General features: G+C 47.5%; 22 protein-coding genes. 6 read left to right on the forward strand and 16 right to left on the reverse strand.

The genetic code is table 11. From position 1 onward, the window contains the following. Positions 1-9 precede the first annotated feature (9 nt). Positions 10-3,723, forward strand: coding sequence for an SIS domain-containing protein (locus EYB58_RS01225; protein ID WP_111954312.1), 3,714 nt, complete (start codon positions 10-12; stop codon positions 3,721-3,723). Between the two features lie 259 nt (positions 3,724-3,982). Here the strand turns inward: EYB58_RS01225 and EYB58_RS01230 are convergent, their stop codons facing one another. The 10 genes from EYB58_RS01230 to EYB58_RS01275 form a co-directional block, all read right to left on the reverse strand. Further along, positions 3,983-5,611, reverse strand: coding sequence for a mechanosensitive ion channel family protein (locus EYB58_RS01230; protein ID WP_207309113.1), 1,629 nt, complete (start codon positions 5,609-5,611; stop codon positions 3,983-3,985). Positions 5,612-6,586: 975 nt separating this feature from the next. Continuing rightward, complete coding sequence (locus EYB58_RS01235; RefSeq protein ID WP_111960849.1) at positions 6,587-7,948, reverse strand: IS1380 family transposase; 1,362 nt, start codon at positions 7,946-7,948, stop codon at positions 6,587-6,589. A gap of 204 nt (positions 7,949-8,152) precedes the next feature. Continuing rightward, a complete protein-coding gene (locus EYB58_RS01240; RefSeq protein ID WP_111954574.1) occupies positions 8,153-8,920 on the reverse strand; it encodes a ComF family protein in 768 nt (255 codons plus the stop codon). After that, positions 8,920-9,747, reverse strand: a complete 828-nt coding sequence (rlmB, locus tag EYB58_RS01245; RefSeq protein WP_111954576.1) for a 23S rRNA (guanosine(2251)-2'-O)-methyltransferase RlmB — start codon at positions 9,745-9,747, stop codon at positions 8,920-8,922. The genes EYB58_RS01240 and rlmB overlap by 1 nt, the downstream gene beginning before the upstream one ends. Then, the gene (gene gmk / locus EYB58_RS01250; RefSeq protein ID WP_111954578.1) at positions 9,747-10,307 is read right to left on the reverse strand and encodes a guanylate kinase; all 561 of its coding nucleotides are present in this window, start codon (positions 10,305-10,307) and stop codon (positions 9,747-9,749) included. Before gmk ends, rlmB begins: the two co-directional genes overlap by 1 nt. 3 nt (positions 10,308-10,310) lie before the next feature. After that, the gene (locus EYB58_RS01255) at positions 10,311-10,583 is read right to left on the reverse strand and encodes a DUF370 domain-containing protein (protein ID WP_020589767.1); all 273 of its coding nucleotides are present in this window, start codon (positions 10,581-10,583) and stop codon (positions 10,311-10,313) included. 138 nt (positions 10,584-10,721) lie between these two features. Continuing rightward, a complete protein-coding gene (locus tag EYB58_RS01260) occupies positions 10,722-11,606 on the reverse strand; it encodes a YicC/YloC family endoribonuclease (RefSeq protein WP_111954580.1) in 885 nt (294 codons plus the stop codon). Positions 11,607-11,610: 4 nt separating this feature from the next. Further along, positions 11,611-12,144: a DUF4416 family protein gene (locus tag EYB58_RS01265; protein ID WP_111954582.1), complete on the reverse strand. Its 534-nt coding sequence runs from the start codon at positions 12,142-12,144 to the stop codon at positions 11,611-11,613. Beyond that, positions 12,141-12,314 (reverse strand): Trm112 family protein, encoded by a 174-nt coding sequence (locus tag EYB58_RS01270; protein ID WP_111954584.1) that lies wholly within the window; start codon positions 12,312-12,314, stop codon positions 12,141-12,143. The genes EYB58_RS01265 and EYB58_RS01270 overlap by 4 nt, the downstream gene beginning before the upstream one ends. Positions 12,315-12,336: 22 nt before the next feature. Next, positions 12,337-14,091, reverse strand: coding sequence for an ABC transporter ATP-binding protein (locus EYB58_RS01275; protein WP_111954586.1), 1,755 nt, complete (start codon positions 14,089-14,091; stop codon positions 12,337-12,339). Between the two features lie 66 nt (positions 14,092-14,157). Here EYB58_RS01275 and EYB58_RS01280 point away from each other — a divergent pair, with 66 nt between their 5' ends. Next, on the forward strand, positions 14,158-15,447 hold the full coding sequence (locus EYB58_RS01280; RefSeq protein WP_111954588.1) for a 3-deoxy-D-manno-octulosonic acid transferase: 1,290 nt from the start codon (positions 14,158-14,160) through the stop codon (positions 15,445-15,447). A 202-nt stretch (positions 15,448-15,649) separates the two neighbouring features. Here the strand turns inward: EYB58_RS01280 and EYB58_RS24650 are convergent, their stop codons facing one another. Together EYB58_RS24650 and EYB58_RS01290 are read right to left on the reverse strand one after the other, a co-directional pair. Further along, entirely contained in the window at positions 15,650-15,739 is a 90-nt protein-coding gene (locus EYB58_RS24650) for a hypothetical protein (RefSeq protein ID WP_368733847.1), read from the reverse strand. Positions 15,740-15,768: 29 nt separating this feature from the next. Continuing rightward, positions 15,769-16,098, reverse strand: a complete 330-nt coding sequence (locus EYB58_RS01290) for a drug/metabolite transporter permease (protein ID WP_131071979.1) — start codon at positions 16,096-16,098, stop codon at positions 15,769-15,771. 133 nt (positions 16,099-16,231) lie between these two features. Here EYB58_RS01290 and EYB58_RS01295 point away from each other — a divergent pair, with 133 nt between their 5' ends. Beyond that, entirely contained in the window at positions 16,232-16,891 is a 660-nt protein-coding gene (locus EYB58_RS01295; RefSeq protein WP_111954592.1) for a nitrite/sulfite reductase domain-containing protein, read from the forward strand. Positions 16,892-16,893: 2 nt separating this feature from the next. Further along, complete coding sequence (locus EYB58_RS01300) at positions 16,894-17,805, forward strand: MBL fold metallo-hydrolase (RefSeq protein WP_111954594.1); 912 nt, start codon at positions 16,894-16,896, stop codon at positions 17,803-17,805. A gap of 170 nt (positions 17,806-17,975) precedes the next feature. On the opposite strand, the gene EYB58_RS01305 is transcribed toward EYB58_RS01300, so the two are convergent. Beyond that, positions 17,976-18,887, reverse strand: coding sequence for a DMT family transporter (locus EYB58_RS01305; RefSeq protein ID WP_111954596.1), 912 nt, complete (start codon positions 18,885-18,887; stop codon positions 17,976-17,978). A gap of 154 nt (positions 18,888-19,041) precedes the next feature. On the opposite strand from EYB58_RS01305, the gene tyrA reads away from it, so the two are divergent. Continuing rightward, entirely contained in the window at positions 19,042-20,184 is a 1,143-nt protein-coding gene (gene tyrA / locus EYB58_RS01310) for a bifunctional chorismate mutase/prephenate dehydrogenase (protein ID WP_111954598.1), read from the forward strand. 30 nt (positions 20,185-20,214) lie between these two features. Here the strand turns inward: tyrA and EYB58_RS01315 are convergent, their stop codons facing one another. Next, positions 20,215-21,576, reverse strand: a complete 1,362-nt coding sequence (locus EYB58_RS01315; protein WP_111954600.1) for a sigma-54-dependent transcriptional regulator — start codon at positions 21,574-21,576, stop codon at positions 20,215-20,217. A 12-nt stretch (positions 21,577-21,588) separates the two neighbouring features. Beyond that, on the reverse strand, positions 21,589-23,379 hold the full coding sequence (locus tag EYB58_RS01320) for an ATP-binding protein (protein ID WP_111954602.1): 1,791 nt from the start codon (positions 23,377-23,379) through the stop codon (positions 21,589-21,591). A gap of 594 nt (positions 23,380-23,973) precedes the next feature. On the opposite strand from EYB58_RS01320, the gene EYB58_RS01325 reads away from it, so the two are divergent. After that, entirely contained in the window at positions 23,974-24,468 is a 495-nt protein-coding gene (locus EYB58_RS01325; RefSeq protein ID WP_111954604.1) for a Spy/CpxP family protein refolding chaperone, read from the forward strand. A 109-nt stretch (positions 24,469-24,577) separates the two neighbouring features. On the opposite strand, the gene EYB58_RS01330 is transcribed toward EYB58_RS01325, so the two are convergent. Beyond that, positions 24,578-25,384: a fumarylacetoacetate hydrolase family protein gene (locus EYB58_RS01330; protein ID WP_111954606.1), complete on the reverse strand. Its 807-nt coding sequence runs from the start codon at positions 25,382-25,384 to the stop codon at positions 24,578-24,580. Positions 25,385-25,402: the final 18 nt, after the last annotated feature.

Here is a 25,402-nt window from a genome sequence, read left to right on the forward strand (position 1 = left end):
AGGATACATATGAAACGGCAAGGCAATTTTTCAACACAATTTGTGGATTATCTTAAACACATTGCAAAGATAAATGTGAATATGGGCAAACCGTTGTCGTCGGTGAAGGAGAACACCTTACTCTTTTTCCCCGACACCGGCTGCACCCTACACTGCGGGATCTGTGCCCTTGTGGCCTTTAAAGGGCCTGCCTGTAAAAATGATCTGGCATCTCTATCCAAAGGCATTGAAACCCTTTCAAAAAATCGTCTTGGCCCGTTTTCAGAAGACACAAACCCAATGGTTTCAAAAGATTATCTAGGCGGCAGAGAATTTTTATCCACCTTGTTTGACCATGCCCAGAACCTTAAACAGGAAACGATTTTTGCATCCCTGTTTTATGACCGGGAAAAAACCCGCAAATTATCCGGCATCATCCAGGAAATTGAAAAAATTCTTGAGGATGAAATCCGGGATTTCAAATCTGCCACAGCCGGATTATCCACGCCCGAGGTGGAGATTGCCGCAGATCATATTGATCAACTCAAGGATATCTTCTGGTGTCTGAGAAAAGAAGTTATTGACAATATTGTAGCTATTGAACATCTGGCCCCGGGTATAGAGAAACAAAACAACCCTGCAGGGATAGCACTTTTCAAGCGGATCAATGCCGTACTCAACAGCCTTGACCGCCTGGAGGTCAGAGGACGGGATTCGGCAGGCATTTCAGTACTGTGCACCCTGGATGAAAAAGAATTTACAAAGTACAAAAGCATTCTTGAAAAAAAAGGGATCGCCGAAGGTTTGGAAAACAGATGCAACCGGCAAATCCTGTCAAACAACACCATCTCGATCGGTAAAGACGGCAACCCAGGTGCCCCAAACCGTATTACCATCTGTTTCGTATACAAATTTGCCGCAGAGATAGGCGCCCTTGGCGACAACATCGCCTTTATCCGGAATCAAATTAAAAATGACCATCTGCTCCAGGTACTTGCCCAATTTCCTCTTTTAGCATCATCGGTATCGGCCCATACAAGATGGGCATCAATAGGTGATATCACCGAGGCCAACTGCCATCCGTTGGACAATACACCCACAGATACCAAAATATGCCAAAACGGGATTATCCATGTCTGCCTGAACGGGGATATTGACAACTACCTGGAACTGAAAACCGAATACGAGGCCCGGTACGACAAAATACATCCCCAGATCACCACGGACACCAAACTGATCCCATTGCAGATTGAACACCACCTGAAAATGGGCGCGCCCATTGAAGAGGCATTCCGTCTGGCAGTCAATGAATTTGAGGGTTCCCATGCCATTTCCATGCACACAGACCTTGCACCGGGCAAATTGTTTCTGGCCCAGAAAGGCAGTGGGCAGGCCATTTTTGTGGGGCTTGCTCCGGACCATTACATTGCGGCATCGGAATTATACGGGGTGGTGGAGGAGACCCGCCATTACATCAAACTCAACGGCGAAGAAAAGGGGCAGATCGTGGTCCTGGACCAGGAGGGTGCCGGTGGTATTGAAGGGATACGATCCTTTTACTATGACTACCAACCCATCAACCTGACCCCGGAGGATGTGCTCACCAGTCAGATCACCTCCAGGGACATTGACCGCCAGGGGTATAACCACTATTTTCTCAAGGAAATCTCTGAAGCCCCTCTGTCCGTTGAAAAAACCCTGGAAAACAAATTCAAACGAAATCCGGGTTCAGGACTTCTAAATGTCAACCTGAACAGGACGATTATTCCGCCGGATCTGGAAAAAGATTTACGGTCTGGAAAAATAAGAAAAGTATATTTTATCGGCCAGGGGACAGCCGGTATTGCAGCCCAGGGATGTGCGGATCTTCTCACCCATTACCTGGGGGGTAAATCCATAGACGTTCGTGCCAAGAAAGCCTCTGAGCTTTCCGGATTCAGCATTGGCTGCGAAGGAGGCAATGCCAAAACCATGGAAGACACACTGGTTGTGGCCATCAGCCAATCCGGCACGACCACGGACACCAACCGGGCCGTGGACATGATCCGGGCCCACGGCGCCAGGAGCATTGCCATTGTCAATCGCAGGGATTCGGACCTGACCTTCAAGGTGGACGGAGTATTATACACCAGTTCCGGCAGGGACATAGAGATGTCTGTGGCTTCCACCAAGGCCTTTTATTCCCAGATCACGGCCGGGGCTGTACTCGGGCTGCACATAGCTGCCCTGCTCAATGCCAGAAGTGAAAACTATATCAGCGATCAGATCCATGCGCTGATGGCATTGCCAGCAAAAATGAAAACCGTGCTTGACATGCGTGATGAAATCAAAGCATGTGCGGACAAGCTGGCCATATCCAAAAATTACTGGGCCACAGTGGGTTCCGGTGCCAACAAAACATCTGCCGACGAAATCAGAATCAAATTGTCGGAACTGTGCTACAAAACCATCTCCTCTGATTTTGTTGAGGACAAAAAACATATTGACCTGTCAAGCGAGCCATTGATCATTGTCTGTGCCGCCGGGACCAGGGAAAGCGTGCTGGGGGACATCATCAAGGATACAGCCATTTTTAATGCCCACAAAGCCTGTCCCATTGTGATCACCACCCAGGGCGAAGACCGGTTTGATCTATATGCCAAGGCCGTTTTCAAAATACCTGAAATCCAGGAACATTTTGCCCCGACGCTCAATACCCTGGTGGGACATATCTGGGGGTACTATGCAGCCCTTGCCATCAATGATAAATCAAAATTTTTCTACGAGGCAAGACTGAAAATAGAAAATATCATTGAAGAATTCAGGCGCATGGGCCATGATGATTACGAAGTACTCTTAGAAAACAAATTCACGGAAACCGTGGCGGAATTCTATAATCAATTTTCCTTAAAAAGGCGCCAGGGAGAATTTCCCAGTGCCATCGGCCTGAATACGATTTCCAACATCACCTTGCTGCTCAAATACCTGTCCGGCAGGCTGCCGGTATCAGATTTTGAAATGGACTTTGGTGTCAAAGGCACCCCGTCCAATATGCTATCCACCTTTTTTACAACCATAAACCAGGCCATTAATATCATGGCCCGGCCCGTGGATGCCATCAAGCACCAGGCCAAAACAGTTACCGTGGGTACCAGCCGGATCAGTGAAACCTTTGAAGGTATTATATTTGATGTCCTTACCGAACATGACATCCAGATTCCTTTGATTACCAACACCAATGTACTGGTCCTTAAAAACCTGCAGGAAATCATATCCGAAATTAAAGGTGCATTGCTCTACCGCATCTCCGGCTTAAGCCTTTTGGGAAAGGTTACGCCCGATACCCGCATTGATGTGGTATCCAAAACCGGCAACCTGGCCAATGAATCCTCCAGAGTAGAAACAGATCACCGTCTCAAGGGAACCAAAAACATCATTGTCAGGGAGGGGAACGTATATATCGGCAAGGGCCGGAAAGACAACAAAAGTATTCTTGTTATTCCGGTGCTCTCATCTTCTCCGACGTCGCCCAACATCATTGAATTTCTTTTGTCTTTAAACATCGCCTTTAAATCCACAGAAGAGATTACCCTGCTGAAAAAGATTAAGGCCCTGGGCGGAAAATATACCCGGCTTAAGGACTGGATTCTTGAAAGTACAAATGTGGCATGGGATGATAAATACCTCAACCTTGTGGACATTGAGACCCTGTTCGGCGCCACGGCGGAACAGGCTGTGGAGGCGATTGTTGAAAAGCTCAACTGATTAGTGCCTGAGCCCTGGCGGCCAGTTGTAGGGTGGGCAAACGCGTAGCGTTGCCCACCATTTCAGGCATAACACCTTATGCCTAAACGATAAGTCAGATAGGATCAAATTTATAAGCAAATGGTGGGCACAAAAAACGTGCACACCCTACCTGGCTGTAACAAGACAATCAATTTGAAAAACACCGGTTTATTCGGTGTATTTTATGAATTGGTACTGAATTGAATTCTTCTTTTAGCTTGAGGATGGATTCGTTTTTCTATTCCTGCAGGCTATTTTGACTCAACAAATCTTTATCACCCGTATTTTCTTTAATTTCCTCCTCTAATTTTTCCATCAGATTCGAGTTGGGTTGCGCATCAAGCATATCCTCGGCATCCACACCATCTAATATTTGTTTCGCCCGGGCTTTAGCCTCAACTTTTTCTAACTTATCATGATATGTATTGACGCTTTTATCCCGTTCAGCTGCTGCTTTATTCACTGCAGCAGGGGTGGTGTTCGACGTTACTCCCATTGTGGACTGCCCGTCACTAGGATTGGGTTGAAAACCAGTATTTACAATGAAATTAAGCTGCTTAATAGATTCTTCCACATCGTCATTAAAACGCAAACGATAAATGGGTTCCGGCAAACTAAAACCATGATTTTCTAAGGCATGTTTCGCTTCACGAATAGCAATACTGCGAGCTATCAAAAAGTCGGCCTCGGCTTGATTGACCCATACCCGAAAATCAAGCACGATATTAGAGTCACCCACTTGGCTAATGACAGCGGTGGCTTTAGGCGTTTCTAGTACAAACTCCAGTGTATTGATGGCATCGAGCCCAACCTTGATAGCAGCAATAGGATCATCATTGGCATCGACACCTAACTCAAAGGTAAAACGACGTTCAGGGTTTTTTGTGTAATTTAAAATCGTGCCTTTAAATACTTTTGAATTAGGAATACGCAACTGATTGCCATCCAAGGTCATCAAAATTGTAGCACGGCTCGTTAAGCGTACCACAAGGCCTTCTTGCCCATCAATATTCACATAATCTCGTGCCCGAAACGGTTGTCGCACGCTGAGCATAAGAGATGAAATGTAATTCTCAATCGTGTCTTTTACCGCAAAACCAACGGCAAGACCAATCACTCCTGCACCGCCCAGGAGTGTGCCAATTATGGCTTCTGCCCCCATAAGACTTAAGCCCAATATCAGCCCTAAAACAATAAAAATGACCTTAACGGTTTGCGATAGCAACTCAGCCACAAAAAGGTTAGGAGTAATACTTTGCCACAAGCTGTTACGCCTTGACAGCCATACACCAAACCATGTGACTACACCAAATGCGAGGATAGCGACAAATAATAACGGTAAGGCCTTAATCAGCCCACGGGCCCGCTGTTTTAAATCTGCAATCATTGGGGTAACGTTATCTTGAACATCAAGCGTACGGTTGATGCTGTCCGCTACTGTGACCACATCACTCACTCGATTAGCAAGATTGACAGCTTGCAGCGCCTTTTTTTCATTGGGTGTCTCACCTTCTAAGCTAACTACGCCTTCTCGAACGCTGACGGATACCTTGCCAAGGCCTTCAATTTCTGAAAAAATACCGGTAATACGTTTTTTGATATCACCATCATTGACACGCCCGGGCTTGGTTTCAATAACTGTATTTTTTTCAGTCAGATCACCGGTTGTAACTGTTTTTTTATTATCTTGATCATCTTTCGATTCGCCATATTGCGATGACAATACCGCATCTGTATTGAGCAACTCTTCCCCAACGGCATAGGTAAACAAGGGTGAAAAAACGGACAACATTAATAAAAAATTTAAGATTACTAATAGATGACGCATACTTAAAGAGCCTTTAGTTTTTTTATATGAAAGTTCCAATAGGTTACTGAATTACTTTCATGCTTTGTTGTGGGTTGAGCCTCGGTATTGATAGACCAAGTCAGCCCATGGCTGTTATAAGAAAGTCTGGGTAAGTTACTCAGATCTTTCAACCTTTGTTATGGGCTGTGCCTGGGTATTGATAAACCAGATCGGCCCGTGGCTGTTATATGAAACGCTCGCCAAAGCATTGTCAATGAAGGCATTTCAAAATTCGTTGAGGGCGGAGCCATACCTCGCTCCGGCCATGCCGGTTATAAAAAAGTACCAAAGTTAAATTGACGTGATAAAGTCCAAAGTTTTCAGGTTTACAGTCCAAAATCGGCCTTGATCATCGTTTCGACCAATAAAAAATTTATCCGGGAGGGGTCAGGCATCATAACTCAATAAACATATATCAAAATAAACATTTTCTCAAAAAAATTTTGCGGTAGAGTACTACAGTGGCATGCCTGGCGTCTTGCATATCCGGTCAACTAACGCTTATAACATTTAAGTATGATTAATTTAGCGCATCTTTTCGAAAGCCCAAAGACAAACTTAAAAATCAGCCAATTTTTTGGGTGTGTCTCACCTTTTACATAAGGTGATTGTTTTTGATTTCAAAAACCAGACTCAAAATTAAGCCGCAATCGAATTTTATGAAGATTTGATCGTTTTTTTGACTTTTGAGGATAGGAAGAGCAACCACTTTTCATGAAAATACGTCCTTTTTAAAGGAGTCCTGAATTCCCGGCATAAAATTTGCCTAATCAGCCTTTGCCCTCTGATACATAAAAATCTGCTGAGGTTTGGCCTCTGCAAACCCTGACCTAAGATCATATTTGATGGTTTATTGGCTGGCAATCCTAGCTAATCCGTTTTTTTACTGAACTATACTCAATTCCCATGCTCAAATCACGCCAGATAGGAATAGTTCACCATTAGCGCTCTGCGCATAACTTTTCCAGCCCAAGTTTTCACCCAATAATGCGCTTATCCGGGAGAACAACGTAATCGGTGCAATACGTTCTCAGCCAATTGGGCGAATGGGTTAATCTTACCAAATGAAATGCTCCACCGCCTGCCACTATAAATTAAACGGCCGGCCATATACATTAAGTCCTGCATGACTGTTCTTAACCTCCTTCGTGAGACTGTTTTTCTACGGTTGACCGGAAGATTGTTCTCATCCTGTTCCTCAAGACTAATTTGGCCTATGATTCTAAGGGTGTTGTACGCCAAAAGAGCGAGATGGAGAATCAGGCTGTTGCTGCTAAAATGGCAGCTGGGGAACCGTTCTAACCCAATATCACTTTTAATTTCTGAGTGAAATTGTTCACTGGTTCCATGATCATGGTATAAATTAATGACCTCTTGGGGGCTCAGCCCGGTTATGGTAATCCAATAGGTCTCTACTTCGATTTTGGGAAAAAGCAGGGGTTCTCCTTTTTCTTCATATCGTTCAGTCACTTTGAAGACAATCGGACGTGGCAATGCATGCCCTTTGGGGTCAACAGTTGTTTGCCCGACCCACACACTTTTGTGTTTACAGCGAATCAATTTAACGTTTTCAGTATTCTGAGCCAGGATAAACCAGCCATCCAAAGATTCTTTACGTAAATTGCGCTTAACCAAGACATCAACACCTTCGTATTTTTTTATTATTTCAAAATTATCCTGACTGTCATTTCCTGAATCAAGACGCATAAGAAGAGGTTCTTGGGTGATCTGCCTGGTTAATTTCAATATTTCTTGAATGAATGCCGGGGTGTTTTTTTGACAATGCTGACTGCCTTTTCTAAGCTCCACATTGATTAAATATCCTTCAGTTCCCAGATATCCGAACATCGGTGCATATCCATCACAACCTTTGTATGTCCTGGAAACCCCCTCTTTTTTCGTTTTTGAATTGTCAAAGGGGCTGACATCCAGGTCTAAGGGAATATAATTGCCGACACTCGTCTGAACTGGTGAAATGGCGGGTGCTTTGCCTCGAATCATTTCAACTGAAGCTTCCTTGATAAGTTCATTGGCAGATTCCCCGATCAGGTCAATACGTTCACGCAAGGTTGATTGGGAAGGACAATTGCTGATTCCCATAGCTTGGGTAAAAAAAAATGGATCCTGCCTGAAAATTTCAATAGCGATGTAGTCTGGCTTACCAACACAAATAAGTCCTAACATGGACGAAAGGATCTCTCCATGAGAAATATTAGGATCAACACAATGTACATCCGGTAAATTTTTGAAGCGCTCAGCAAAATTAATGGACTTAAGCAATGCACCTACAGGGAGCAATCCGCTTTGACTGACAAGGTTTTCATTTCCATGTTTTACATTGATAGTGGTCGGCATCGGTCTTCACCTCCGAAGTGAATGTTTTTTTAATGCCATTATATTAATTTTATATTAAAATTTCAATGTGTTATATTCAAAAAAGCAATCTTTATGCCGCTAACTCAGGGGAGTTATAGGCATTTTAAAATTGGTCTATTTTTTGCGAGCGAAAAGGTGGGACACACCCACCAAAACGCCTATGTCGAGCCGTTCAAGCACCAATTAAGCCCGGGCCAGAACCAAAGCCGACACACCGGCAGCCCCTGCATCCAAAAGGGTCTGAGCGGCTGCATCGCAGGTGGCCCCTGTGGTAAACACATCATCCACCAAAAGGATATTTTTACCTTTGATACGGTCAGGTTTAGGGCAGGCAAAGGCCTGGGTCAGATTCTTTTTGCGTGCCTTATGGTCCAAACCGGTCTGGCTGACCGTTGCCCGGACCCGGGCAAGGCCGCCGATGTCAATGCGCCATGGTGCCGGCCGGTCATAGGCATCCTTGTACAGCCGGGGAAAATTTCGGACAAGAAAATAGGACTGGTTGAATCCGCGCTTTTTAGCCTTTGATCCATGGAGGGGAATGGGCAGAATCAGATGAAAACCATCCATGTCATAATGGGTGGCAAAGGCCTGAAACAGGTGACGTTCAAAGGGACGGGCCAGACTGAGCTTTGATTGGTATTTGAACAACCCCAGGGCCTTTTGTATCACATCTTTATACATAAATGCCGCCCGGACACTCTGAATTGCCATGGGGGTTTCAAGGCAGGTGCCACACAGGTGATCAGGTCCGGATTCAAAACAACGGCCGCAGGCAGGGCAAAACGGGTGATCAAATACCGGTAGCGCCTGCCCCAGGCACGTGTGGCAGAAACAGACACTTAACGGGTTATCCGTAGGGTTTTTAATATATTTTCCGCATCCCAGGCATTTGTCCGGAAATACCAGTGCACCAATACCGGCCACGGTCACTTTGGCCAGTTTTTTTATCATCAAAAATTGAGACCCAGGCGTTGACGGCGGGCTTCAAACATGGCAATACCACCGGCCACGGATGCATTCAGAGACGTAATCTGGGTTTCCATGGGAATGGACAGGATAAAATCACAGGCTTTTCTTACCCCGGGCCGCAGACCGGTGTGTTCGCCTCCCACCACAAGGGCCAGGTTGCCGGTAAGGTCTGCCTCAAAAAGGCCTTTATCTGCACCGGCATCCAGACCGGCCACCCAGGCGCCATATTTTTTAAGGTCACGGATCAAAACCGAAAGGTTGGTAGCTAAAAAGATGGGGGCATGCTCCATGGCCCCGGCTGAACTGCGGGAGACCCCGGCAGACGGCAGGGCACAGCGGTCTTTTGGCATTACAATGTAATCCACGTCGGCACACAGGGCGGTGCGGATCAACGCACCGGTATTCTGGGGATCTTCAATGCTTTCAAGGATCAGAATAAAAAACGGATCCATCCGGGTTTCAATTTGTTTGAGCAAAGCCGAGGCTGATTGAACCGGAAAGGGCGAGACCCTGGCCGCAATGCCCTGGTGACGGCCAAGTCCGGCCAACCGGTCCAGCTCCTCACCGGCAACGGTTTGGACAGCCACCTGTTTCTCGCCGGCCAGGTCTGCCACAGCCCGTACACGTTTATCAGACCTATTCTCATACACCATGATGGATTCAAATTTACGACGTCCGGCTTTCAGGGCTTCAAATACCGAGTGATACCCGTAAAGAATCTCTTTATCCCCGGGATTCCTATTTTCATTTTTCCGTCTCGGGACCTGGGGTTTGCCTCTCCGGCCCTTGGACCCTGGTTTACCGGCCATCAGTTCGCCGTTTCCTGTTCAACAATGGCAAGAAGTTCGGCAACCGCCTCATCCAGCACATCATTGACCACCACATGGGTATAAAAAGATTTCTGGGCAATTTCGTATTTTGCATTCTTCAAACGCATGCGGATCACCTCTTCGGCATCGGTTCCTCTACCCCGCAGCCGCTGTTCAAGCACGTCCAAAGATGGGGCCATGATGAATATGGAAACAGAATCCAGCCCGAAATCCATAATTTGTCGCCCCCCCTGGACATCAATATCTAATAGGACACTTTGGCCTGCGGCAAGCCGTTCTTGAACAAAAAGGGCGGAGGTGCCGTAGCAATTGCCGTGGACTTGTGCCCATTCCAGCATCTGGCCCGATTCCACCATTTCCATGAATTGCGCCGTATCCGTAAAAAAATAGTCTTTTCCGTGAACCTCCCCCTGTCGGGGAGTGCGGGTCGTGTGTGAAATGGAATATACAAGATCTGGAAACCGTTTCAAAAGTTCTTTGACAAGGGTTGTCTTGCCGGCACCAGAGGGTGCTGAAACAATAAAAAGTTTTGCCGCCATGCCCTATTCCTCCTGAAGTTCCCCGGGGTTTTGAATCAGGGACTCAAAGCGCGCGGAAACAGTTTCTGCCTGAATCGCAGACAGAATCACGTGGTTTGAGTCGGTCACAATGATGGCCCGGGTTTTTCTGCCATGGGTCACATCAATGAGGCGCCGGTCCTCCCGGGCTTCATCCTTAACCCGCTTCATGGGCGACGAGTTTGGAGATAAAATCGCCACCACCCGGTCTGCCACCACAGTATTACCAAACCCAATGCCCAAAAGTGGCTGTTCCATAATTTTCCTTTTGTTAATGGTCATTTCTTCCCGGCAGCGAATATACGTTTTTAAAAGCAAGTCTGTGTAAGACTATACAAATATTCAACTTTCGTTGTGGGCTGAACCACGGTGAAAAACCGTATCAACCCATGGCTGTTATTCGATATTCTGCACCTGCTCCCGAATCTTTTCCAGCTCGGATTTCAGGTCGACCACGGCATGGGACAAGGTCGCATTACCGGCTTTGGAACCAATGGTGTTAAATTCCCGGTTAAACTCCTGGATCAAAAAATTGAGTTTTCTGCCCTGGGACTCATTTTCATCCATGACCTCCCGGAACATTTTAATGTGGCTGTGCACCCGCACAATCTCCTCGGAGACATCACTTTTGTCTGCAAGAAGCGCTGTTTCCTGGGCCAGACGAACTGGATCAAGACAATCCCCGTCCTCGGCAGTCAACACGGCCAGGCGTTCCTTAAGCCGGGCCTTGTAAACTTCCGGTATGGTTTGGGCCTGTTCTTCAACGCCTGCCATACGCTGTTCAATGTCTGAAATACGACGGGTTAAATCCTGGTACAGATTTTCCCCCTCACGCTTTCGCATGCTATCAAGTGCCTGGGCCGCGTTATGGGCCGTGTCACACAAAGCGGAACGGAGAAACTCCAGGTTGACTTCAGGTTTTGCAGCCATGATAACCTGCTTGGCCCCGAGCACGGTTTCCAGGGCAATATCACCTGAGAGAGAAAGAGTGTCCTGGACCGTTTTTAATGCCTTATAATAGGCTTTGGCCTTGATAACGTCCACCTCAAACAGGTCCTGGTCCAGGGACTGGTCCTCCAGGCTCGCCCGGATCTCTATTCTGCCCCGGGTATGAAACTGCCCCATTATTTTTTTAATTTCCTCTTCAAAGGGCTGGCAGGTTTCGGGCAAATAAATCGAAAAATCAAGAAATCGGGAATTATAAGCGCGCACGGTCATGTTCACGGTCAAGGTATCCAAAGTGTGAGACACTTTGGCAAAAGCGGTCATGCTTTTTATCATACAATTATCCTTTTATGGTCTTAAGATCCGCAAGATATTTCTGCCTCACCTGTCCTAAAAATTTCAGCACAGCAGGGGAGGCGTAATCCGGGTAAGTCCACTCCAGGGTTTTAAAGCCTTTTTTGGTGTACATTAATGTCAGGTCGGCATAAATTTTCTGTCCGATGTAAATCCTGTGGGAATACTCCTTTCCCGTGGCCAGAATAAATCGGGAAGACAGAAGATATCCCGGATCAATGTTGATGGTTCTGTTATTCCGGTCCAGGCAATCGGATTCAATCTTGTTGGTGTCAAGTTTGATCGAAGCAAGGGCATCCTGTTCCATGAGGGGCTTGAATGCAATAAGCCTGCGAAACAACGGTTCCCCCATTTCCCTGTAATAATAATCGGTGAAATCAAAATCCAGCCAGGGGGAAATCATGTCCACGGGACCGCCCACAGCTTCAAGTCGTGGGAAGATTGATTCCAGAACTGTCTTCTCTTTCATGAAAACCGACATCACAAGCTTGGCCGCTGCAGGTTTTTTAGGTGTACTCATTGTTTAACGGGAATTGCCTCGTCAATGAGCATAACGGGAATATCATCCCGAATTTCGTATTTAAGGGCACAGGCGTTGCAAATCAGGCCGTCTTCAGCCTCGGTCAACTTCACCGGACCTTTACATTTGGGACAAACAAGAATTTCAAGCAGTTCCTTTGATACAGCCATAGCAGTATCTCCTTGAATAGTATTAATTTTTTGAAGTCTGCATGGATTGCAGTTTATAATAAAAGCCTTTTGCAGCCATCAGGTCATCATGGACACCTTGTTCAACAATGGTTCCGTTTTTAAGTACAATGATCCGGGAGGCGTAATCTATGGTGGACAGTCTGTGAGCAATGACAAAGGAAGTACGGCCCTCCATCAAATTCTCCAAAGCCTTTTGCACAACTTTTTCTGCTTGGGAATCTAAGGCCGAGGTTGCCTCGTCTAGAATCAGCACCGGCGCATTTTTCAAAAGCGCCCTTGCAATGCAAATCCGCTGTTTTTCCCCCCCGGACAAACGGGAACCAAGCTCTCCGATCACGGTATCATAACCCTTGGGAAAACCGCAGATAAAATCATGGGCAAAGGCGGCCTTGCCTGCCGCTTCAACCGTGGCATCATCTGCATCCATTTTTCCATAGCGGATATTGTCCCGCACGGTCTCGTTAAATAAAATGGGTTCCTGGGTCACAATGGAAATATGGTCCCGCAGGGAAGCAATTGTCAGGTCTCGCACATCGTGTCCGCCAACAAAGACACCGCCCTCTGCCACGTCATAAAGTCTTGGAATCAGGTTCACCAGGCTGGTTTTTCCGCCGCCGCTCATGCCGACCAACGCCAGGGTCTCTCCGGGGGCCGCCTTAAGATTTATGTTCTTTAAGGCCATAGATTCTTCAGGGCCATAGGCAAAGGAAACATTTTCAAAAACCACCTCACAGGATGCCGCTTTAAGGGGCCGGGCATCGGGTTTGTCCACCACATCATTTTGGGTTTCCAGCACATCAAAAACCCTGGATGCTGCCGCCGCGCCCTCCTGGATGGTATTGTTCAGTGAGGACAATTTCTTCACCGGATCATAAAGCATCATCACGGCAGTTAAAAAAGAGAAAAACACACCAGGTGTGGACGTGCCGTTGACCACCCGCATTCCGCCAAACCAGATAACAAAAGCGATGCCTAACCCGCCTAAAAATTCCATAACCGGGGAAGACAATGCCCGTGTTATCACCTTTTTCATTTCTAAACGAAACAGTTCTCTGGTTTTTTCCTTGAATCTGGCTGTTTCAAAGGACTGAAGATTGAATATTTTAACAATCTTTGCCCCGGAAAAGGTTTCATGCAGAAAGGCGTTAAGATCTGCCATGGTTTCTTGGGATCCTGTGGAAAACTTCCGGATTCTTTTGCCAAATAAGACGATGGGATAAAAGGCAATGGGCAGGACAATAAAGGCGCCTAATGCAAGTTGCCAGTCCCGGTAAAAAATAACAAACAAAAACGCCACAACAGAAAAAGAATCCCGAAATAGACTGATAACGGCAGTGGACACCATGCCTTTGATAATATTAACATCATTGGTGATCCGGGACATGAGCACCCCGGTCTTTTCTTTGTGGATATATGCAATGGGCAGGTTCATGATCTTTTCATAAAGGTTGTCCCTGAAATCGCGGATAATACGCTGTCCCACATGATTCATCAGGTATTCCGACCCGTATGAACCTGCGCCTTTTAGAAAAAACACCAGGACGGCAATGCCAGGAATGAGCAATAACTTGGTATTGTCTTTGGCAATAAAAATATCGTCAAGAACAGGTTTAACCAGCAGGGCCATGGTGCCGTTGGCACCTGCCACCACCACCATACATAAGGCAGCCAAGGCAAGTCTTTTCCAGTGTGCAAACACCATCCGGATAATCTTTTGCCTGCGTTCTTTAGACAATCTATTTTTTTTTGATTTCATGGGTGGGGGCAATTGCTTTACAGATTCTATTGTCAAGTACCAAAAAACATGAGAGCATAACCTCCCATGACAAAGTGTGCTTTTATACCCAATTTTTTCAAATTTTACAATATGCTGTGGGGGGCGGCTCTGCCTTTTTTAAAACGGCACCCAAGACTTACCCCGACCTTTGGCAGACGAATCAATCCGGTTCACCTTCGATCGGCAGATATCTGGATACAGGCAGCATCGGCCGGAGAGGCGTATCTGGCGGTATCCATTATAAAGGCCCTTAACCCGGACAGGTCGGTCACCATGCTGTTGACCACAACCACGGATCAGGGCATGAAAATTCTGACACAAGCGCTGTCGCCAAAAAAAATTTCGTCCCGGATCAGCCTGTGCGTTGATATATTCCCCTTTGACAAGCCGACGACCATGAACAAAGCAGTGCAACAGGTCAATCCTGCTGTCATGGTTTTGCTGGAGACAGAACTGTGGCCGGCCCATCTTTATGCGTTAAAAAAAAATCATACCGCCGTATTGCTCATCAACGGCAGGTTATCCCAAAAAAGCTACCGGAATTACGGGCTCACAAAAGCGTTCTGGCGATCCTTTGCCCCGGAGCGCATCCTGGCCATCTCTGCCAAAGACGCCAAAAGATTTTCCCGAATATTTTCCCACACCCGCATTGACACCATGGACAACATCAAATTTGACCGTATGAAGGTTCAGAACACGGCCGATAAAAGCTCTGCTTTAGCTGCAATTGTGCCCCGGGAACTTCCCCTGTCTATTTTTGCCTCCTTCCGCCGCCAGGAAGAAAAGCAGATCATTGACATGATAAAAACCTTATTAGAAAGGGTGCCGAACCAGATTATTGCCCTCTTCCCCAGACATATGCACCGAATAGCGCCATTTTTAAAAAAAATGAATAAAAACGGCCTCAAGGTATACAAAGGCTCGCAGATATCATCGGTTCTACCCGGTCCGGCCATTATCCTGTGGGACAAATTTGGAGATCTGCACCAGGCTTACAGCAATGCCGACGTGGTTTTTGTCGGCGGAAGTCTTGCGCCCTTAGGGGGCCAGAATTTCATGGAGCCCGCAGGGTTTGGCATTCCCACAATCATCGGCCCCCACTGGCAGGATTTTGCCTGGGTGGGAAAAGACATCTTCAATACCGGTGCCGTAACCCGATGCAGAAATTGGCATCATGCGGTTAAAACCATGTGTAGCCACCTGTTAACATCCGGAAACCGACAAACCCGTATTGACGCGGTGAATCATTATATTTTACAAAAACAAGGCGGAGCACAGACCGCTGCAGACACAATTTGGGCGTCGTGGGTGACAAATCATGTTGAACCCGGGTAGTTGATATTGATAGACGATGTCAACTCATGGCTGTTATAAGATTTCAAACTATTTTGAATAAAGCGGTATCTGATTTGTCTCCAGTCTGTGGATATTTTCTGATGCACCCGTCACAATGCCGTTCATTGAAACATCCGTAGAACCGCCGATATGAGGTGTGGGCATCACATTATATTTGAATACACTATTTTATGCCCAGTATTCACATATCAAATATTTTCAGCCTTCTGATCAGTATTTTTCCAATACCGCCAAGGCCGATAATCCCCGCTGTTTTAACCTGCAGAGAAATTCCCTGGACGGGTTATAAGTTTAACCGAGTTAGTTAACGGCGGTACTTTCTGTCCCCGTGTGCCGGTGGGTGTTTGAGTCCTCGCGGCCTATTTGCTCACCACTTTTAACGGAGAACCAGCTTAACAGGGATCCAAAAATAAGCAAACCGCACCCCAGCCACAAAGAGGGAGTGGGTGCCACGGAAAGGTAGATGCAGGAGACGATAGTGGATAAAAGCGGGGTCATGTAGGAGCTTGCCACCAAAAAAATGGTGTTGCCTTTACGCATGGCATTGTCCCACAGGCTGTAGGCCATCAATGTAATAAAAGCCAGGGCCACCACTGTCCCATAGCAGGTTGTGGGCAACGGGGTGTTCAAATAAAAAACCCAATAATCGGGCCGACTTAAACCAGGGGAAAACCAACTGCCTTGACAACGCACCAGGCAGTTTTATTTTGAGTTAATATTTTTGTTAATGCACCACTTCTAACTTTAATTAAGGATAAATTAAATGCTCAAACTTGGTGAAAAGGGAGCCATCCTCCAGAATGACAACAAAACCTATGCCATTGCCCCTCACATTCCCTGCGGGGTTGTTACACCGGAAATGCTCAGAAAAATTGCTGATGTGGCGGAAAAATACGACGCCAAAGCACTCAAGCTGACCGGGGCCACTCGTATTACAATTGTAGGACTCAAGGAAGAGGACATTGATTCGGCCTGGCAAGATCTGGGACTTGACAAGGGTGCCGCCGTGGGCATGTGTATCCGCTCGGTGCGCGCTTGTCCGGGCACCACATTCTGCAAGCTCGGCAAACAGGATGCCCTGGGCGTGGGTATGGAGATGGACAAACAATACCATGCCATGGAACTGCCGGGTAAATTCAAAATAGCGGTATCAGGATGCAAACTGTCCTGCGCCGAATCCTGGGTCAGGGACATCGGACTCATCGGAGAAGCCAATGGCTGGCTCCTTGTCATTGGCGGCAACGTGGGTATGAATCCCAGGATTGCCCAGAAAGTGGCTGAAGGGCTGAACACTGAACAGGCATTGGAGGCCTGTAAACGTGTTGTTGGGTATTACAAAGAAAATGCCAAAAAAGGGGAACGCCTCGGAAAAATGATCGATCGTATTGGTCTTGAACCCTTTGAAAAGGCCATTCAAAGTTAACCATGAAGACCTGGTACATACCCGAAGACCGGTTTCCCATACAGGTGACCCCCGGAGTGCAGGTGATCGGCAACTACTATTTTAATCTTATGCTGATCACAGGGAAAGAAAAGACAGTGCTGTTTGAAGCCGGTGTTTCAGGTATTGTGGATCAAGTCATCCGGCAGCTGGGTATGCTTGAAATTTCCCCGGACATTATAGTGGTCAGCCATCCCCACGCCGATCATGTAACAGGGCTTCCCGGATTGGCTGACCGATTTAAACAGGCCCGGATCATTGCCGGGCCCGGGGCCAAAACATTCATGACCCATCCCAAGGCCGCCTCGGCACTGATCGCCGAGGACCGGTTCATATCCCGGCGCCTCGGCGAAGAAGGATTAACGCCAGGGCGCCCCAGCCTTGATGCCCCACCGGATGCCGGTCGCATTGAAGAAATCGCCGGCCCTGCACGACTAAATCTGGGCGGCGGACTCTTTTTTGATCTGCTGCCGGCAAAAGGCCACTCCCCGGGGGCATTGATGGGGCTTGCCGTGCCGGACCAGGTGTTGTGCTGCGCCGATGCCCTGGGGTTCCATTATCCCGGTCGGGATTTCTGGCCCCTGTTTTTCACAGGCGCGGCAGACTACCTTGACACAATCAAACAGATCAAAACGCTGACCCCTGAAATTATCTGTCCGGCCCACCAGGGTCCCATCATGGCCGACAACGTGTCTTTAGCCCTGGAAAAAGCGGAATCCAAGGCACTTGAAATCATAAAAATGATAAAGGGCAGCCCACTCAATGATATGGAACTGGTCGAAAAACTATTCGAAATGTCCTACAAAAACGAATTTTGCCTATACACCAAAAAAAATGTAACAAACTGTGCCGGGCTGCTGGTTAAGCGGGCCAGAGAGTATCATTCGCCTTTGTAGCAGCCTGTTAAGGATCGCAGATTAAATAAGTTGGGCAGAAATAACGCCGAATTCTGGTTCATCTACAAGGCGCATTAAAGGTTGAATAACAGGTCTATTGGACCTTTGATGCAACGAAGTAGATGGGCCAAAAGGCAAGCTATTTCGTTCAAGTTATTTAATCTGCGGTCCTAAGACGGGTTAGAGGTGCGGCCGGTAAATTTGCGCACTTTTTTTACGGTTAACAGCACATTTCCGGCAAATATCAAAAACGCCCCCACCCATCCGGCAAAGGAAAGCGCGGGATCCATGACAAGGAATGGCCCCAGGATTGCCGCCAGAAAAATCCGGGTTGAGGCGATGATGCCCCCTTCAATGGCAGAGACGTATTTAAACCCTTGGGTCAACAAAAACTGACCGGCAATGGCGATGGCTGAACACCAGAAAAGATAAACCATCTCGTGGCTATTGGGCAGTTGCATTTCATGAAAAAAAAGACAGAATACAACAATACCTCCAAGACCGAACATAAAGAACAAAATGGTCAAGGTGTCGTGATCCTGCCGGGCCATGTTCAGTATAATGATGGCAAAGGCCGCAATGAACCCCGAAGCCAACCCCCACAAAGCCCCTATGGGAAAATGTGTATCTGCCGGCATTAGAATCATAAAAACCCCGGCAAACGCCACCAGGACAATCATAACGGTACCCAAATCTCTTTGGGACTTAAAAAGAATCCATGAAAACAAGGCGATAAATAAAGGAAAGGTCATGTTTAAAATATTGGCCTGGGCCACGCTGGTCTGGGCCACGCCCTTGAAAAAACAGAAAACGGCCAGGGTATTGAGCAACGCCCTGCCCACCAGAAATCTTTTTTTAACCACCCTGATTTTATAACGACCCAGGGAAATGATAATGCAGACAACAAGAAATCCAAAGCCGAACCGGGCCAGGGTAAACATGGATGTACGGATATGAAGCCCAGCCATGGCCGACCACTTGATCACCACGGTGGACATATAAAAACAAAAAGCTGATCCAAACACAGCCAGGTATCCAAGGGTTGATTTTCTATCCATCCGGGGCAGCATACCGTTAAACATTTCAGGTTCCTTCTTTGGTGCCCGTGGCCCTATGCCTGATCCAGGTATTTTTTCACCCGGCAGGGTTTATATTGCCAGAACTGACTGACTGATGGTATTGTGAGTACTATTAACCCATTTTTCATAAATACAAATTGCCATAAGACCATAAATTATGACCAAAGACAACGTCTCTTTTGCACAGCAAATCAAACCCATTCGGGATGAAATTGATACCATTGATGCCCGGATTATTTCCTTATTAAGCCAACGCCGGGAACAGGTGGAAAAAATTGTGGCGGTAAAAAAAGTGCACAAGGTGCCCATTTACCATCCGGCCCGGGAAGAAGACGTGATATCCCGCCTGCGGGGAAAAGCCTCGGACATGGATGTAGACCCGGATCTGGTGGAAAATCTTTATAGAACAATCATGCACCAGTCCAGAAAAAGCCAGACCCGTGTATCCAAAACCAGTTTGATCCGGCCCCAGGCAAGGATACTTATTGTGGGCGGAGCCGGAGAGATGGGCCGTCTATTTGTCCGATTTTTCACTGAAACCGGATACCAGGTGGATATCCTGGATAAAAATGACTGGGACAGGGCAGAAGGCTTGTGTGAAAACGCAGACCTTGTTGTTGTCTGTGTTCCCATCAACGTTACCGTTAAGGTCATTGACGCCTTAGCCCCCCTGATGCGGCCGGATGCAGTGCTCACGGATCTGACGTCGGTCAAAAAGAGTCCCCTTGAAGCCATGTGCCGGGCACACAAGGGTCCAGTGCTGGGCCTGCATCCTCTTTTCGGCCCCACCACGGACAACCTGGACAAACAGATCATTGCGGCATGTTCCGGACAAGACGATGATGCCTGCCAGTGGGTCATTGACCAGCTGGTAGCCTGGGGTGCAGTGGTTGTTGAAACAAGTGCCCTGGAACATGACCAAGTCATGGAAATTGTCCAGGCCCTTCGGCATTTTGCAACGTTCAGTTTCGGCAGTTTTCTTTACCGCCAGGGCATCCCCATTAAACGCACCCTTGAATTCTCAAGCCCGATCTACCGTCTGGAACTGGGGATGGTGGGCAGGCTTTTTGCCCAGGATCCGGATCTATACGCTGAAATCATCTTTGCCACACCCGAGCGGCGCCAGCTTTTAAAAACATTTGTCCAATCCTTGACCCAGTTTCTGGATATGCTTGAATCCGGTGATAAGGACGCATTCATCAAAGAATTTAAGCAGATTGCTGAATGGTTCGGACCTTTTGGCCACCAGGCCCTGCGTGAAAGTACCTATTTTATAAACAAACTGATTGAACGGTTCTAAGAAACTCAATCAACAGGCTGTTGCAGAATGTTAATCAGCCTCATCCCCATACCTCTTAAGTTTTTTAAGCAATGTTTTCCGGGTAATGCCAAGTCTTCGGGCAGCTTCGCTCTTATTTCCCCCGGCTGCGGCCAGGGTGGATAAAATGGCACGCTCCTCCACCTTGGACAGGGAGATATTTTCAAGGTTCAAACCCGCCTCCCGGATCTGTTCAGGTTCATCATCCAGGATAAAGGAGAGATCAGACCGGCGAAGGTAATCGGTGCGGGCCATGACCACGCCGCGCTCCACGGCATTCATCAATTCACGGACGTTACCCGGCCACTCATACCGGATCAGGGTATCCATGGCATTGGGAGAAAAGCCCTTGATATCCCTGCGGTTTTTTCTGGCAAACTCATCCAGAAAATGCATGGCAAGTTCCGGGATATCCTCGGGACGCCGACGCAACGGCGGAATACCAATATGTACCACATTGAGCCGATAGTAAAGGTCTTCCCTAAAGGCTTTTTCGGTGGACATGGCTTTCAAATCCCTGTTTGTGGCGGCAATCACCCTGACATCCACGGCAAGGGTCTTTTCCGAACCCACGGGTGCAATCTCTTTTTCCTGGATGACCCGCAGCAGCTTTGCCTGCATGGATATGCTCATCTCCCCGATTTCATCCAGCAGGATACTACCCTTGTCCGCTAAAAGAAACTTGCCCTTACGGTTTTTATCCGCCCCGGTGAATGCACCCCGCTCATGGCCAAACAATTCAGATTCCAGAAGGGTTTCGGTGATGGCGGCACAGTTGATCCGGATATATGGGTGCTGCCGTCTGATGCTGTTGTTATGAAGGGCAGCAGCCACAAGCTCCTTCCCTGTGCCGGATTCGCCTGTAACAAGCACATTGGCATCGGTGGGAGCCACCATATGTATGGTATCCAGCAGTGCCTCCATGGCAGAGCTTTTGCCCAGGATATCGTGGTGAAAGGTGCTGGTTTCCAATTGTTTTTTCAGGTCCTGATTTTCGTTCTTCAGATGAAGACGTTCGAACACCCGGTCCACGGTGAGTTTAAGCTTGTCAAAGTCAAGGGGTTTGGTCAGGTAATCATAGGCCCCGATTTTCAGGGCCTGAACGGCCGTGTCCACCGAAGAATAAGCGGTCATGATGATTACGGGAAGGGCCGGATTAAAGTCATGAATTTTAGCCAGAGCTTCCATGCCGGACATTTTCACCATTTTCATATCCATAAGCACCAGCCCAAAGGGGTTGTTTGTCACCGCATCCACACCCTCATCTCCGTCCAGGGTTACCTGCACGGTATATCCCCACCCTTTCATCAGGGTTTTAAGCATGGTGGCATGGGCAGTATCATCATCCACCACCAGCACTATCTTCTCACTCATCAAAAAAAGTCCTTACATCTTCTCTATTGTTTCATCATCAGGCAGGGTAATATAAAACACAGTGCCTTTTGAGGGGCGGCTTTCCACCCGGATTTCACCTTTGAGATTTTCAATAATCCTATGGACAATGGATAATCCAAGACCTGTCCCCTTGGCCCGGGTGGTAAAATAGGGGTCAAATATTTTTTCAGAATCTTTTGCCGGGATGCCGCAACCGTTATCCACCACCCGGATTTCAAGGCCATCAGTCACATCTGTTACGCCAATTTCAAGAATCCCTTTGCTGTCCATGGCATTTAATGCATTCATATAAAGATTGAGCAGCACCTGGCAGATCCGTTCCGGGTCCGTATGAATGGTTTCTCTTCTGGTACGGATATCCGTTTGAACACGGATCTTTTTTTTCCCAAGATCATGGGAAACCAGTTTAAGGGAGTGTCGGATAAGGGGTTCGATCCGGGTCTGCTTGATCTGTACGGCCATGGGCTTGGCAAATTCCAGCAACTGGGTGATGGAACGGTCCATACGTTCCACTTCCTGGACCATGATTTTTGCAATCTCCACATCCTCGGGTTCATTTTCATACTGCCGGGCAAAATAGGTGGCAAAGCCCTTGATGGAACTTAACGGATTTCTGATTTCATGGGCCACGCCTGCGGCAAGTTTTCCGATGGCAGCTAAACGCCGGTTGGTTTCCACCTGTTTTTTCAAATCCCGGATCTGGGTCAGGTCCCTGAATAAAAGGACAAATCCCTGGATCTGATCTTCGTCTGCCGGGATAGCCGAAACGGTCATATCCAGCCGAAGATCGCCTTTCTCTTTTTGGTTCAAGGCCACTTCCCCGGACGCGACGCCTCCTGACCTCGAAATTTCAGCAGCCATGGCAGCCATCTGGGGAAACGCTTTTTCAGGAATTTCACCCAGAATCTTTTCAGCAGACCGATTGGCTGAAGTCACGTTAAACTCCGGATCCAAAGTGATCAAGCCCGAGGGCATATTCTGGACCACATTGTCGGAAAACGCCATAACCTGTTCCAGGGATAACTGGGCCGCCCTGTAAGCCTGGAGGGCAAACAGGGCAATAATGCCTGAACAGCAAAAAATAAAAAACAAAAGCCCTTTGATAACAATGTTCTTAAATCCCTGGGCCTGGGCCGCCTGCACCCCGGTCATGGACATTCCGGCAAAAATATAATGATCGATCTGCCCAAATGTGCCCAAAGCCGGCCTGACCGATCTTTCAGCACCAGACAGTCCGGGCGACATCTTTCCATGGTCGTAGCCGGGATCAGGGCCGTGAACAGGCCCCAGACCTCGACCTCTGACTCTATGATTAAACGGAACAAAGCGCTTGGCCACTTCCAGGACCGGCCCATCCAGTGTGTTCAGGGAGCGGCTGGAGATCAGGTGGGTATCCCTGGGCAACGGGCCAAGGTCTGCCCATCTGTCATAAAGGGTACCCACCATGGCGGCATCGGAATGGGCGATGATTTTCCCCATGGCGTCGGTGATCATGATATAGGCAACATCAGGCTGTCCTGCGGTCTCCTCCAACATGGACTGAATCCTTTCGGTGCCCCAATGCATAGATCCCATACCAATCCGGGTGCCGGCTTCAAAAGTGCGGATTAAAGAGGTGCCGGTGATTAAAAATCGTTCCCGGATAAACTCATCCTGTTTTTTAACCCGGTCCAGGGTCATCAGGATAAATACCGGCAACAGCACGACCAGGACCCCCACCATAACCAGAGGCGGCACCAGCCCCGGCATTTTGGGGGTAATTTTTAATTTAAATTTATCCATTATCGTCCTGGATTCATGCAATCTGTCCTATCCACATTGTTAGACCGATCCTTAGGACCGCATTGAACAACGAACTAACTTAACTTCTCTGACCTTTTTTATAAAAAATCTGTGTAACCTACACAGACTTTCTATTTTCGTTGTGGGCTGAACCCCGGTGGAAAACCAGGTCAGCCCGTGGCTGTTTATATTCTGTTTTTGCAAAATAAATACCATTATTGTTTCAATTTGATGGCCTCTTTTCAAAACTGTTTTCACCAGGGTCTTACGCCCTATGGCCCGGAAAAAAATAAATGCTACAAATTTTGCGCCGAATGTTTATTTTTATATAAGATGCGGCACAGATGTATAGATCGTATATTTTTTACCCGGTTGTATACCCCCACCCGAGTAAAAAGTACACACTATATCTAATTTTTTAAACAATACCCTGATATGATATTTAGATGCGAAAGACTTGATATAAGATGGTCTCAATAAATTTCAAGATAAATGGCACACCATTTGCTTTATAGTTCAGCAACGATGGTCAACCATTTAAGATCATAAAAACACAAGTTACAGAACATAAATCAAGCACCACAAGGAGGCATTATGAAAAAAACATTAGCCGTATTAACCATCCTGATCATCACATGCACCTTTTCCGCCAGTGCATTTGCAACCCCCCCAAAGCAGGGCAAGGGAAAGGGCTTAAGACAAAACCAACGAGCGTGCATGAACCTGACCGATGAACAGCAAAAACAGCTTAGTGATCTGCATCAAAAATTTGTTGATGACACCTATGAAACGCGTACAGGAATAATGAATCTGGACCAGCAAATCCGCATGTACATGGAAACATCTGATCCTAATCCGGGAAAACTGAAAGCCATGGTCATAAAAAAAGCGGATTTAGCAAAAGATCTGGCTGTTAAACGTTTGGACTTTGCCCTGGATGCCAGAAAAATATCCCCAGAATTAAAATACATGGGAATGGGCAAAGAATTTGGCCGCCATGGCAAGGGATACGGCCACGGTTATCATGGCGTTGGTAAAGGCGCCGGAGTTGACGATCCCAAAGAAGAGACCCCTTCAGAAAATAATTAATATATACCCACCACTCAATTATCTATCTCTCCATCCACTCCCTTCTCTCCTGTCCCCCCGGGTTGCCACACCCGGGGGGACCCCTTTTTCCGAAGTTTTTTAGCGCTTTTTATCCTTCTTTTTCCACAGGATTTTCAAGCACGCCAATGCCTTCAATTTCAACCTCCATCCGATCTCCCGGCGCCAGAAATACGCGGGGTTTACGGGTAAATCCCACCCCTTCGGGCGTACCTGTCAGGATCAGGGTGCCGGGCAAAAGAGTAGAAGACTGGGACAGATAGGCAATCATATTGGCCACGCTGAACACCATGTCACTGGTGTGGCTGTCCTGCATGAGTTCACCGTTCAAGCGGCACTTAATGGCAAGGGTCTGGGGATCGGTAATTTCGTCTGTCGTGGTCATGACCGGCCCGCAGGGACAAAAGGTGTCATAACTTTTTCCCCGGGTCCACTGGAATCCACCGGCATGTTTCTGCCACCGCCGGGCAGAGACGTCATTGGTGCAGGTATAACCAAGCACATAATCCAAGGCCTCTTCCTCGGGCACATTTTTGGCAGCCTTTTTAATGATCACCCCAAGCTCGGCTTCGTAATCCACCTCGGGCGGATCTGATGCACATTCCGGGATCACGATGGCATCCTTGTGCCCGGCAAGGGACCCTGGGTATTTCATGAACACAGCCGGATATTTTGGAATTTCCTGGCCAGTCTCTGCCGCATGACGCCGGTAATTAAGGCCGATGCAGATAATGGCCGAGGGCTCCACCGGGGGCAGAACTTTCACCACATCCACCCGTTCGCCGGTATCGCTGAAACTGTAATCCGCAGACTGTTCCACCAGGCTGGCCGTTTTTCCGTCCCAATCGCACCCCATGACTTTTTTACCCTGCTGGGTAGTAAAACGAATGATCTTCATTTAAGGCTCCTTTATTCT

This window comes from Desulfobacter hydrogenophilus, assembly GCF_004319545.1.
In the GTDB taxonomy this organism is placed as follows: domain Bacteria; phylum Desulfobacterota; class Desulfobacteria; order Desulfobacterales; family Desulfobacteraceae; genus Desulfobacter; species Desulfobacter hydrogenophilus.